A 12287-nucleotide genomic window follows, 5' to 3' on the forward strand; every position below is an offset into this window, starting at 1 on the left:
TCTGAATTATCCGGGTTTTTGGCTTTTTCGGTATTCTATTTTATCGTACTTCAACTTGAAGTGCGGAATGTGGGTTATAACAAACGGTATGGAGGCATCAGGGGTAGAACAGTTGGTGCAACAGCGAATCGTTCAAAATTGGGAATCCCAGGATAACCCGCCACATTTGACGACGATACGCGATCGCATTGTTCTCGGTCGCGATCGGGATTCAAGTGTTCACACTCTCTCCATTCTGCAAAGTGTAGATGGATTACTAAGGCTATATGAGCAAATTTTAGATAAGGGAGAAATGACTGCTGATAGCAGCAATGAAAAACCAGAATTGCTGTTATCAGGGTTGGTTGTTAAACAGGATGGTAACTTAAGAGTTTACAACCGAATTTATCCACTTGTATTCAATTACAAATGGATAAACAATCAGCTAAAATGGGTTGAACAGGAGAGAAAATTGGTGGAGTCCAAGGAGCGACCTTACCGGCAGGAAATAAAGGAATGGCTTGCTAATAATCGACACCAATCAAAACTGTTGCGTGGAAAAAAATTAAAGGATGCAGTTGCATGGCGTCAGAATAGAAAATTAACTTCAGAAGATGATGATTTTATCAATAAAAGCCTAAACTTGCAAGAGCAAAATAAAAATAATTTGATGTCAGTGATTGGTGGTGTAATTTCCCTGTTTGTGTTAGGAGGTGTGCTCTGGGTTGGGCGTCATATTGCTGATGAGCAGGAAAAATTATTTAGCGAAGGTGAGCGGACTCTCTTTAAGGGCATTGAAAATTCCAAGCGCGATCGAGGTATTGAAGCTTTCAAAGATGAAAAGTATGCCGATGCTATGAATTATTTTGAAGAGGCTATACAAGCTAATCCTACAGATCCAGAAGTACAAATCTATGCTAATAATGCCCGATCCTTGTTGAAAAATAAGGAATCAGGAAACAAAGGAAAGGATAAATTAGTCACTCTCGCCGTAGTTTTACCTCTCGATCCTAAAGACGAAATCGCTGCGGAAATCTTGCGAGGAGTGGCACAAGCACAAACCAGTTTCAACGAAAAATCGAAGGATAGATTCTTAAAAATTAAGATCGCTAAAGATGACAACGCTCCCGATCAAGCTAAAACAGTTGCTCGGAAACTAATCGAAGACCAAGATATTATAGGAGTGATTGGACACAACACGACTAAAGCTACTGAATCTGCGCTAGATGAGTATCAAAAAGCTCGTCAAGAAGATCGTATAGCCATCATTTCCCCCACTAGCACAGGCACTTCACTGAAGAGTAACGTTTTTTTCAGAACCGTGCCGAACGACAAAACAACTGCTGAAAGATTAGCGAAATATGCCAGAGAAAACTACAAACAAGTTGGTATTGCCAATAACCCTAATAATCCATATAGTATTAGCATAACGAAAGCATTTCAAGACTCTTTTAAAGGCGAAAGTAGATCGGTCGTTGGAGATCCGATTAATTTGAGCTATTCTGGACTGGATGCTTCTGGTGTAGTTTCAAAAATGTATGATAATCAAGTTAAGGCATTTGTATTGTTGCCAGACACAGAGACTATTTCTGTGGTTAATGAAATTGCCCGCGCCCAACAAAGGTTAAGCCAGCAGGGGACTAAAAAGCTACCGCTACTGGGAGCTGATGCTTTGTACAATCCAAAGATTTTCGAGGCTGGAGATGCTGTTGAAGGTTTGGTTTTAGCTGTACCTTGGTTTGCAGAAGAACCAAATTCAAAAAAATTTGCTGGTGAAGCTGAGAAAAGATGGAAAGGGCGCGTTAGCTGGCGCACCGCTGCTAGTTATGATGCAACTCAAGCTTTTATTAAAGCTCTACCTTCGGATGAGAAGCCCACTCGCCAGAAGATATTAGCAACTCTCCAAGAGCGTAATTTTTCACAAAATGAATCTTCAGGAAATCCAATCCGCTTTTCTAACGGTGAACGCCAAGGTCAAGAACCAGTTCTTGTCAAGGTAGTTAAAAGTAGCGACGGCCTCCAGTTTGAACTGGTTAAATAATGAAGATATCAAGAAATTGTCAACAGCCTGGAAGCAAATCCCTAGTATAGCCGTAGGGTGCGTCGCCATCAAAAATCCTCAAAAAAGAGCGAAAATCTCGCAGCGACGCACCCTACGATAATTAGCTATTCCTCTCCCTCAAACAGACTGTTCCTGAACGTAATCCTGCACGTAAGACTGATAGTAATACCTGCTGCCTTTATCGTTATTCGCCACCATTCCCAACAGCGGAATTCCCGCCATTTTTAAATCTTCAAAAGCCAACACCAGCGCCTCCCGCTGAGTTTGATGCAGCCCTACTACCAGCATCAATCCGTTAGTGTGAGCCGCCAACAAATTCGCATCCGCCAAACCTAAAAGCGGCGCAGTATCGTAAATAACTAAGTCAAAATGACTTGACAAAGCTACCATTAAATGCTGCATTTTTCGGGAAGAAAGCACCTTTGTGGGATCGAGAGGAACCGGGCCGGAAGTTAACACAAACAAATTTTCATCACGGGGCGATCGCACAATCACCTTTTGCACATCCACATCATCAGCAATCACATTGTGCAAGCCTTGCCAATTCGGTAAACCCAGCATTTCATGTACCTGCGGACGCCGCAAATCGGCATCCACTAACAGCACTTGCTGGCCCATTGCAGCCGCCGCGCGCGCCAGATTGACTGCTACAGTAGACTTGCCGTCAGCTACTTGACAAGAAGTAATTACACAAGAATTGATCGGAGTTTCAACGTTTAGTAAGCGAATATTAGCATTGAGCGATCGAAAAGCTTCTTGAAAAGCATCCGTCGGCATCGGCGAAATTGCCACATCCACCGGGCTTGTCTCAGCAGGAGGAAGTCTCAAAATTTTATCGCTAGCAGGAATTACCCCCAACAAAGGCAGGCGAATCGACTGTTTGACATCCTCTGGAGTTTGGAACACCGTTTTATTGTTAAACCGTTCCGCCAACTGCGCCGCCAGCATACCAAACAGCAAACCAGCCAATCCCCCCAAAGCCAAATTCAAAGGCATAATCGGAGCAACAGCCATCAACTCGCCATTTTTGTAGCGCGGAATTTCCGGCTTAGCAATAACTTCCCAAGCCACCTCTGTTTTACCCACAGCTTCAAGCTGCAAAGCTTGCTGTTTTGCCAGCAAACCATTCAGCGTATTGTTAGTTAAATCCAATTCGCGCTGCAAATCCGAATAGCGCCGCAAAATCACTGGTAATCCTTGAGAGTATTGATTCAACTGCTTAGCAGCTTGTTCCAAAACTTGATTCCGCACGCCCAGCACCTGAATTAAATTAGCAGTACCAATAAACTGCTCGATTAACTTAATCCGCACCGGATCTTGAAAAGCCAGCACTTGCGAATTTACCTTAGCTAAATCCGTTCCCAGAACCTGTTGGGCTTCTTTCTTCAACAAAGGAATCAGGTTCTTGCGCTGTTCTCGCAACAATTGCATTTGCGGAGTTTCGTCTGTAAACGTAGCCGAGTTAATCGCAATTTGCCCTTCTAATTGCTGCAATTGAGTCAGCATCGCTTGATAGCGGGGAGCTTGACTCAGAGCCGAGGCCATCAGCGCTTGCTTCTGGTTTAACCCGAGCTGATTTTGCAGATTGGAATAGAGCAATCTCTGCTGATTTAGCTGCGATTGCGCTTCCAATCTTTGGGTTTGAAGTTGGCTGATTTGCTGCGCCAGTTGTTGGGTTTGAATTTGCGGGTCAATGAAATTGTACTGCTGCCGCAACTTTTGAATTTCTGTTTGCAGAGCTTGTTGGCGCTTTCGCTGGTTGGGAATTTGCGATTTCACAAAATCCAGAGTCTGACTAATTTGACTTGTGGTATCTTGCACGCTGTAGTTGCGGTAGCCTAGCGCCACTTTTTCCAAAACAAACTGAATTTTTTTCGGGTCATAATCCCGATATCTAACTTCGATAATCTTGGTATTTTTGAAGCGATTAATTGACAACCTAGTTTGCTGAGAAAACGGCAAATTATCTGCTTTTTGGTTCAATAGGTAGTTGTAATTTATTTCGGGATACTTAGCCTGCAACTGTTTAATAATCGGCGACATTACTTGCGGGCTTTGCAAAACTTGAATTTGGGATTCGTAGTCAAAACCGGCTTTTTCGGTCGTCGCGGGGGCCGCTGGTTGCAGTTTCAGTTCACCGGAGTATATTTTTGCTAAAGTATTTTGCGTAACTGCTGGTTCTACTAATAATTGAAAGCGCCCTTCGTACTCGCTTTTTTGATTCAGTGTCCAGGCGAAAACTCCGGTAGTCACTGCCGCTGCTACGCCGATGACTAAGATGGAGCGACTGCGGCAAACTTCCCAAAAACTTAACTCTTCTGCCTCGGTTTTGTTTCTGCCTAAAAATTGAGCTTCTTCATAAAGCCCCGAAGATATTTTTTGCAGGTCGGCGGCTTTTTTATGATTAAACAGTGCTACTGGAGATTGTTTCCCTGGTTTCATTGGATTTCTACAACTTATTAGTTTAAACGTCTGTATTGGTGGGAGAGTTTCAGGAATCCGGTTGATTCCTAGATATTTCATTACCAAACCGCAATTTTTTATAGAAAGCGGGTTTCTGAGGTCTTAATGCCAGTCTATTCAACTCACCGAAAAATATCGAACAACCGGAATATTCCTAACAGGGGGCTGAGAGGAGCGAGAGTCCCGCCTACATTATCCGAGAACGTAGCGCGACCCGATCGCCTTACCATAATTACATCATTATTTTGGAGTTTGGGATTAGTTTCTTCATTGGCAGTTGCGGAAAAATTCACCTTAACATTTAGCTGCGAAACGGTGCCGTTAGGATTGAGGCGAATTAAATTCACCGAATCCATTTCGGCCCGCGCTTTATTAAAACCTCCCGCTGCTACCAGCGCTTGATTTAAAGTAGTGTTGGGCAGCACCGCAATCGCTCCCGGTTTCACGACTTCTCCCACAATGTTCACCTTAATCGTATCAGGTGAAAAATTAGAATTAGCAACTTGTTCGTCTTGGGCGGCATCGAGATTTTCGGCTTTGGGAACGATTACCGTATCTCCCTGTTGCAGCGCTAAATCTTGGGATACATCTCGCCCTTCCAAAAGTTGCCACAAATTCACATTAATAATTTGTTCTGTACCCGCCCGCGTCAGGCGGCGAACTTGTATTTGTCTGATATCAGCTACCGGCGTAATGCCGCCCGCCATTTTAATTGCCCTCGTTACAGTTTGCTGCAAAACATTTTCCCCGCCGTTGGTTTCGCTGGCAGCAAACAAACCAGAATTTTCACCCATTTCATTCTCTTGTACCCTACTTTGAGCCTCTTTTGCCAAAGTATAAGTACCGGGGCGAGTTACTTCGCCCACCACAGCAATATTAATTGGTTGAGTGCTTTGTCCGGTAATGTTAGCTACTGCTAAAGTCGGTGCTTCTTGGCGGTTGAGGCTAGTTACAGTGGGAATAAATATAGTATCGCCGTCGCGCAAAGTCATATCGGCCCGCAAATCGCCGTTTTGCAATAATTCCCACAAATCCACACTAATAATTTGTTCCGGTGCGTTGCGCTGGGGGCGGCGGATTTTGATTTGCCGCACGTCTGCTGACTGGGTAATTCCGCCGGCCATTCGCAGAGCCCGCGATATCGTTGGCATTTGAGTTCCCATTTGCTCTGCTGTGCCTCCGGGGCCTGCTGCTGAGGATATTGTATAGGCTCCGGGGCGGTTGATTTCGCCCGCGATCGCAATTTGCAAAGGACGTGCCGCCAGCAGTTTCAGGGTAATCCAAGGACGTTTAAGGTATTTGCCGTATTTGTCTTTAACAACATTAGAAGCTTGTTCTAGGGTCATACCGTACACCGCAACGCTGCCAATTAACGGCAAGTTCAGGGAACCGTCTGCCTGTACTTGGTGTTGACCGTTGGGGCCGCTGTATTCCGGGACGTTGAAGATGTCCATTTGAATACGATCGCCCGCGCCTAAAGTGTAAACTTCCGATCGTACACTTGAAGGTTCACTTGCCGGCAATCCCGGCAATCCCGGCACTGCCGGTACTGGTACAGGAACAGGAGAACCCGCATCAGCAGGAGGAGGAGGAGGAGGCATCAACTGGGCAGCCACAGGAGATGAACCCACCGCCACCAGCACTGACACTGTTAAACTTTGAATCATTAAACTTTTGACCGCATTGCTTGCCCAATAACTTAGCTTGCAGCTTTTGCTGGAAACATCTGCCTGGGCCCCTTTCCTTGCAGGAAATGGGAGAAATTCTTCACCCTCCCTCTCCGCGAAGGGGACACAAGGGTGAGATTTTTTCTCAAGTTGCACGCCGTGCGAATAACTTTTCACCACCATCGCTTTTTGCCCCTATCCTCATCCAACCCCGCCAACATCAAATGTAACCCAACTGTTCTAACTTGGTCAGAACTTTTTTAACACTCTCTTCCACAGTTTCTCGCTCTGTGTAACAAATAATCTCAGGATTAAGCGGTTCTTCATAAGGATCGTCAATTCCCGTAAAACCCTTAATTTCTCCTGCTCTCGCCTTAGCGTATAACCCCTTGACATCGCGACCTTCGCACACTTCTAACGGCGCTGTGATATATACTTCAACAAAATTGGGCTCCATTGCTCTAATTTCGTCGCGAATTGCTCTGTAGGGGCTAATAGCTGCTGTCATTACGGCTACTCCATTGCGGCTCAGCAGGTGAGCTACAAATCCAATCCGCCGAATATTAGTATCTCTGTCTTCTTGGCTAAATCCCAAACCTTTTGACAAGTTGGTGCGAACGACATCTCCATCTAATATTTCAACTTTGCAACCTCTTGCCTTCAATTCAGGTTCGAGGGCTTTGGTGATAGTTGTCTTGCCGGAACCGCTGAGCCCGGTGAACCATAGGATAAAACCTTTTTCCATTTTCAATTGCTGGGTTAGTAGTGAATAGTGGGGAAATTACGCGACGTATGATTTTAGTGTCGTGGTTCCCCATTTTCTGATTCTTTTTGATTTGAGATGCGATCTGACTTTCACAATAACTAATTTTTTTATTAACCGCAGAGGACGCAGAGGACACAGAGGCAGAGGGAAGAGGATAAAGAGGTAATTTTAAAATCCGTAGGGTGTGCCGTGTGTGCACGTTACATTCAATGGGCGATCGCCAACGCCGAACATCTATCCTCTGGGTGCTTGTGGTCGCACCTTACATGATGAATGAGCCTCTTGCAATCTAAAATCTAAAATCTAAAATCTAAAATCCTATTCCCCATGTCCCCAACCTTAAAAGCAGATGTTTTGGTCGTCGGTGGCGGCACCGGCGGCACCGCTGCAGCCGTGCAAGCAGCCCGCCGAGGTGCCAAAACTATTTTAGTAAGCGAATTCCCCTGGCTGGGAGGAATGCTGACTTCGGCTGGCGTTTCTGCCCCCGATGGTAATGAATTAGCAGCTTTTCAAACTGGTTTGTGGGGCGCGTTTCTCCGGGAACTCCAGCAGCGACAGCCGGGAGGTTTGGATTGGGGCTGGGTAAGTTTTTTTACTTACGATCCCCGCACAGGTGCTGAAATTTTCGCTGATTGGGTTAAATGTTTGCCGAACTTACAGTGGATTTGTGGACAAAAAGCTCAAGATGTGCTTAGGGAAGGATCTCGCATTTCTGGCGTTCGGTTTGCAGATTTTACGGTTTCGGCCAAAATCACTTTGGATGCAACGGAATTGGGAGATTTGCTGGCTTTAGCGGAGGTTGGGCACCGCTGGGGTTGGGAATTCCAAGCCGAGTGGGGAGAACCCAGCGCGCCGGCTGCCTCTAATGCTCTCACACAGAGGTATTCGGTGCAAGCTCCGACTTGGGTGGCAATTATGCAGGATTTTGGCTTAGGTGCGGTGGCGCCAGAAATTCCCGCGCCGCCTGTTGACAATCTCGATCGATTTATCGGTGCTTGGAACGGTTACACTCCCGAACAATTTCTCAATTACGGCAGGCTGCCAGGAGGATTGTTGATGATTAATTGGCCGATTCGAGGTAATGATTATGGTGAAGGAGTCGATCGACTCATTAAATCTGAAGCATCTCGACAAGAATTCCTCCAAGAAAGTCTCTGGCACAGTCAAAGTTTCGCCCGCTACATTCAAACCCAACTCGGCCCCCGCTACGGCCTTGCACAGAATATTTTCCCGATTTCAACGATCGACAATCAACCAAATTCTTCCCTTCTTTCTTCCTTTGCCTTACATCCTTACTACCGAGAAAGTCGGCGCTTGCGAGGGATAAGTACAGTCAGAGAACAAGATATTTTGCCGATTGTCGGTGGCAGAGTCGCGAAGTTGCCGATAAATTCTGAGGGCATTTGTGAAACAATTGCGATCTGCAACTATGCCAATGACCACCACTACACCAGTGGCGACATTCCTCTGCAGCCCAAATCGATCCGCTGGGGCGGCCGCTGGACGGGAACTCCGTTTACCATTCCTTACAGCGCGCTAATTCCTGCGAGTACAGACGGTTTGCTAGTCTGCGAAAAAAATATTTCCGTTTCTCACATCGCCAACGGTGCAACTCGCTTGCAACCGACGGTAATGAATATTGGACAGGCGGCGGGGATGGCGGCGGCTTTGTGCGCGGAATCTGGATGTCAGCCGCGGGAGTTGCCGGTGAGAGTTTTGCAGGAAGCTTTGCTGCAAGATTCCGAGGCGAGTGCGGCGGTTATTCCTTTATTTAATTTGACACGGGGGCGATCGGACTGGCTCGACTGGCAACGCTATTATCTCGATCGACCCCAAGCATATCCCGCCAGCGGCGAATGTCAGGAGTCAGTAGAGAAACAAAGCAGTCAAACAGCAAATACCCACAGCCAATTTTCGGGCATTTTCCGTCGCCTCGGCGAACAAGACTGGACACTAACGCTGACAAGCCCCGCATCCTTAGCCGGTCAAACTTGGCAACTCGTGACTTTGGATTCGGAAACCGACAGATTTTTACACAGTTGCGAAACCGAAAAGCCTCTGACTGTATGGGGCAGGCTGAATTCGGCAGGTGCTTGGCTGCTGGCGGGCTCAGTAGAATTGAAGAGGTAAGGTTTTTTGCAGAGATCCGAAAATTCACAGAAATTTATCCTGATCGATCGGGGAGAGTCCGTATCAGTTAATAGACAATGACACGGATACTAACCCCATGCAAACTTACACACCAATTGCTTTACAGAGTCTTTTGGGCGTTACTTTGAGCGCCACTGTCGTTCGAGCCTTTGAATCCCTCGTCGGACTGCTGGAAGTTGCCACCGCTTCATACATTTTATCCGCCCAAACCGAACAAAGGGGCGATCGTTCTCCTGAAAGAGGCAGCGGACGCCGAGAGTTCATTGAGCCTAATCTTTACACTCATCAACTACAAGCATTTTAATGACATTGGACGAAAGCGATTTCCGTTATTGAGTTAGTTTCTGCCGCCCGTGTCGAGCGCTCAATCTGATTTCCTGGGATGCTAGTTTTTCAGGTTTCCAAAACAACTGCATTTCTTGTTTACAGTCATTAGGATCTTCTTTTATGTGAGTGATGATAGCATATAAACCTTAAACCGCCATCTATCGAGAGATTGAAGCTCGTATTTGGCGGTTTTGTATATTATTGCAACTTTCTGGGTAGTGCAATTAGGATTTTTTTTATTAGTGAAGCCAGAGATTTTATTTATTCCATTTTACATCGACTTCTGACAGCTCTCATAGATCAGATGCTACGCATCTAAAGTGTCTGTTGCTTCGGGAGGGGGAGATGGTGAGAAAGGGAGAGGGAAAGATAATTTTCCGCTTTTTATACAAGGATTTTAGGAGACAATTTAAATGCGCGATAGCTTAACTAAAGCCTGATTCCTTCTTCCTTTGTCCTTCTTTTTATTCTTCTTCCTTCTGATTCCTGATTCTATAGTTTGATAATTTCAGGGAAATTAATCCTGATCAGCCTGGGTAATGTCGTATCTCTAAATAGATACTGACACGAATACTACCCATGAAAACCTACACAGCAATTGCTTTACTGAGCCTGTTGGGCATTACCTTGAGTGCCAGCGCCGCTCAAGCTTTTGAATCTTCACTCCCCATTGTCGAAACTGCCACCGCCCAATATATGTTGTCAGCCCAAACTCAACAAAAGGGCGAGCCTCGTCGTAGGAGGAGAGCCGAACGCAGGAATTTTACCGAGCCTAATGTTTACACTCATCCGCTACAAGATTTCTAATCGCACTGGACGCATGTGATTACCACAACTGAGTTGCTTCGGGGCGTTCATTCGATCGCTCGATCGGATTTTATGGAATTCTAGTTTTTCAGGTTAAGCGACAACTGCACTTTTTGTGGACAGTTCTGAGGAGATTCTTTTTTGTTTTAAAAATGCTAGCATATAAACGGGAAACCGCCATCTACCTAGAGATAGATTCTAGTCTGTGGCGGTTTTGTATTGAAAACGCTTCAAGTGAACAAACCTGACGGTTTGAGGAGGATTCTTGTGGGGTGTCCCGCCTGCTGTGAAAATACAGCGGACGGGCTACGAGATCCCATCCCACAAAACCATCAAAATCTTCCCGCAATTATGCAACAGCCTTATTTTAGTCGATCGAACCGGGTTTCGGCATCCATGACTATTCAAGAATTAGGGCATCGGAGTCGCCTCAAATTCCTGGGATCGCAACAGTTATTTACCTTCTCCCCCCCACAGGTAGGGTTTAATTTTCAACCGCTGCACTATAATTAACTTGCGATAACTAACTTATATATAGGTAAACTGTCAGCGCAGAGGGTGCAGCAATCTACTTAAATTGGCCACCAATAAGAACCACTTATGCGGTGTGGATAGCCTTTAAGCCCATGCCCCTGTTACCTCAGGGAAATTAACTAACCTGAATATTAGGGTAGCTGGCAAGCTTTCCGGCGACAGTCGGCTATGCTTGATTCGGCGCTCTCGCAATAATTTAATGGAGGATGACAAAATGCCTCCTAATTTGGCTATTTCGGGGATAGTGATGAAAAATGACTCTTTGGATCTGGTCAAAAGCCTCAGCCCTAGTGCAATGGATCAGATCATGCTATATCTGGCGTTTAGCGCCATGAGAACCAGTGGGCACAGGCACGGGGCGTTTCTAGACGCGGCCGCAACGGCGGCTAAGTGTGCCATTTATATGACTTATATTGAGGAAAAAAACAACCTGCGGATGACCGGACACTTGCATCACATTGAGCCTAAACGGGTGAAGGTGATTGTTGAAGAAGTCCAGGAAGCTCTGACTCAGGGAAAATTGCTGAAAATGTTGGGTTCGCAAGAACCTAGGTATTTGATTCAGTTTCCTTATGTCTGGCTGGAACAGTATGGTTGGATGCCGGGACGCCCTCGCATTCCGGGAAACAATTTGACTGTAGATGAAAAAAAATATCTCGAAGGCAAGATTCCTCCGAATCCGCCAGACGCTCAACTGATCAATTCTTTTCAGTTTATGGAGTTGATCGAGTTTCTGCACAGGCGATCGCAAGAAGATATGCCTCCAGGAAGGCGAATGCCTTTGAGCGAAGCTCTAGCAGAACACATTAAGCGACGCTTGATCTATTCTGGGACAGTGACTCGCATTGATTCTCCTTGGGGAATGCCGTTTTATGCCCTCACCCGCGCTACTTACTCTCCGGCAGAGCAGGAAGAGCGGACATTTACTATGGTGGAGGATACGGCTAGATATTTCCGGCTGATGAAGGATTGGGCGGAAAAACAACCAAATGTGATGCGAATTATGGAGACTTTGGATATTCCGCCGGAACGGCTCGACCAAGCCCTTGAGGAATTAGATGAAATTATTCGCAATTGGGCCGATCGCTATCACAAGCGGGGCGAACCGACGATGATTTTACAAATGGTTTTTGGGCCGCAAGACGACGCTTAGTTGGATTAACTATTAATCATTAGTCAGGAGTTGATTGCTTGAGACTAATGACTAATGATTAATAGCTAATAGCCCTGGACGGCGCAACCGGGTTTTTTTCTTCCAAAAATACTGTGTTATATCATGTCCGATCGAGTGACGGCGATTAAAAGGGCGGGTTTTTGAGATTGTCAATTATTGGCACATATTTGTCGTGAAAGAGCCCCTACCGTATTAGGGGTAATCGACCGGACGTAATATTAATCGTTTGAATTCTCGTAAAAAACTAGGTTTCTTGGGTCGCGAATGCGTCCAGGATTAACTAAGGATCGCGAATTAAATAACTTACAATTTTAATTGTTATTGTGGGATGGGCGTCCCGCCCGTCCAAAAAGGACG

9 protein-coding genes are annotated in these 12287 nt (G+C 45.8%); 6 read left to right on the top strand and 3 right to left on the bottom strand.

Annotation, left to right across the window (positions count from 1 at the left end):
- The coding region (locus QUA16_RS32945) for an ABC transporter substrate-binding protein (RefSeq protein WP_333108545.1) at nucleotides 1-2020 on the top strand (2020 nt) is incomplete at its 5' end.
- Between the two features lie 138 nt (nucleotides 2021-2158).
- Here QUA16_RS32945 and QUA16_RS32950 read toward each other — a convergent pair.
- From QUA16_RS32950 to cysC, 3 genes are all read right to left on the bottom strand, one after another.
- Nucleotides 2159-4483, bottom strand: coding sequence for a polysaccharide biosynthesis tyrosine autokinase (locus QUA16_RS32950; protein ID WP_333108546.1), 2325 nt, complete (start codon nucleotides 4481-4483; stop codon nucleotides 2159-2161).
- A 143-nt stretch (nucleotides 4484-4626) separates the two neighbouring features.
- Nucleotides 4627-6354: an SLBB domain-containing protein gene (locus tag QUA16_RS32955; protein WP_333181652.1), complete on the bottom strand. Its 1728-nt coding sequence runs from the start codon at nucleotides 6352-6354 to the stop codon at nucleotides 4627-4629.
- 37 nt (nucleotides 6355-6391) lie between these two features.
- Nucleotides 6392-6916, bottom strand: a complete 525-nt coding sequence (gene cysC / locus QUA16_RS32960) for an adenylyl-sulfate kinase (RefSeq protein ID WP_333108549.1) — start codon at nucleotides 6914-6916, stop codon at nucleotides 6392-6394.
- 348 nt (nucleotides 6917-7264) lie between these two features.
- Here cysC and QUA16_RS32965 point away from each other — a divergent pair, with 348 nt between their 5' ends.
- From QUA16_RS32965 to hetR, 5 genes are all read left to right on the top strand, one after another.
- Nucleotides 7265-9067 carry an FAD-dependent oxidoreductase gene (locus QUA16_RS32965; protein WP_333108551.1) on the top strand — a complete coding sequence of 601 codons (1803 nt, stop codon included), beginning with the start codon at nucleotides 7265-7267 and terminating at the stop codon, nucleotides 9065-9067.
- Nucleotides 9068-9164: 97 nt separating this feature from the next.
- A complete protein-coding gene (patX, locus tag QUA16_RS32970; RefSeq protein WP_333108553.1) occupies nucleotides 9165-9392 on the top strand; it encodes a heterocyst-inhibiting protein PatX in 228 nt (75 codons plus the stop codon).
- Nucleotides 9393-9994: 602 nt separating this feature from the next.
- The gene (locus QUA16_RS32975; RefSeq protein ID WP_333108555.1) at nucleotides 9995-10222 is read left to right on the top strand and encodes a hypothetical protein; all 228 of its coding nucleotides are present in this window, start codon (nucleotides 9995-9997) and stop codon (nucleotides 10220-10222) included.
- A 351-nt stretch (nucleotides 10223-10573) separates the two neighbouring features.
- Entirely contained in the window at nucleotides 10574-10735 is a 162-nt protein-coding gene (locus QUA16_RS32980) for a hypothetical protein (RefSeq protein WP_333181653.1), read from the top strand.
- A 268-nt stretch (nucleotides 10736-11003) separates the two neighbouring features.
- Nucleotides 11004-11909, top strand: a complete 906-nt coding sequence (hetR, locus tag QUA16_RS32985; protein WP_333108558.1) for a heterocyst differentiation master regulator HetR — start codon at nucleotides 11004-11006, stop codon at nucleotides 11907-11909.
- Nucleotides 11910-12287 lie beyond the last annotated feature (378 nt).

Origin of the sequence: Microcoleus sp. S13_C3 (assembly GCF_036700905.1) — a bacterium.
Classification (GTDB): domain Bacteria; phylum Cyanobacteriota; class Cyanobacteriia; order Cyanobacteriales; family Microcoleaceae; genus Microcoleus.

What these genes read in the sequence shown, in the direction of transcription:
- QUA16_RS32980 (WP_333181653.1), top strand. Translation starts at nt 10,574, where the DNA reads ATGCAACAGCCTTATTTTAGTCGATCGAACCGGGTTTCGGCATCCATG.
- QUA16_RS32955 (WP_333181652.1), bottom strand. Translation starts at nt 6,354, where the DNA reads ATGGTGGTGAAAAGTTATTCGCACGGCGTGCAACTTGAGAAAAAATCT.
- QUA16_RS32975 (WP_333108555.1), top strand. Translation starts at nt 9,995, where the DNA reads ATGAAAACCTACACAGCAATTGCTTTACTGAGCCTGTTGGGCATTACC.
- QUA16_RS32950 (WP_333108546.1), bottom strand. Translation starts at nt 4,483, where the DNA reads ATGAAACCAGGGAAACAATCTCCAGTAGCACTGTTTAATCATAAAAAA.
- patX (WP_333108553.1), top strand. Translation starts at nt 9,165, where the DNA reads ATGCAAACTTACACACCAATTGCTTTACAGAGTCTTTTGGGCGTTACT.
- QUA16_RS32965 (WP_333108551.1), top strand. Translation starts at nt 7,265, where the DNA reads ATGTCCCCAACCTTAAAAGCAGATGTTTTGGTCGTCGGTGGCGGCACC.
- hetR (WP_333108558.1), top strand. Translation starts at nt 11,004, where the DNA reads ATGAAAAATGACTCTTTGGATCTGGTCAAAAGCCTCAGCCCTAGTGCA.
- cysC (WP_333108549.1), bottom strand. Translation starts at nt 6,916, where the DNA reads ATGGAAAAAGGTTTTATCCTATGGTTCACCGGGCTCAGCGGTTCCGGC.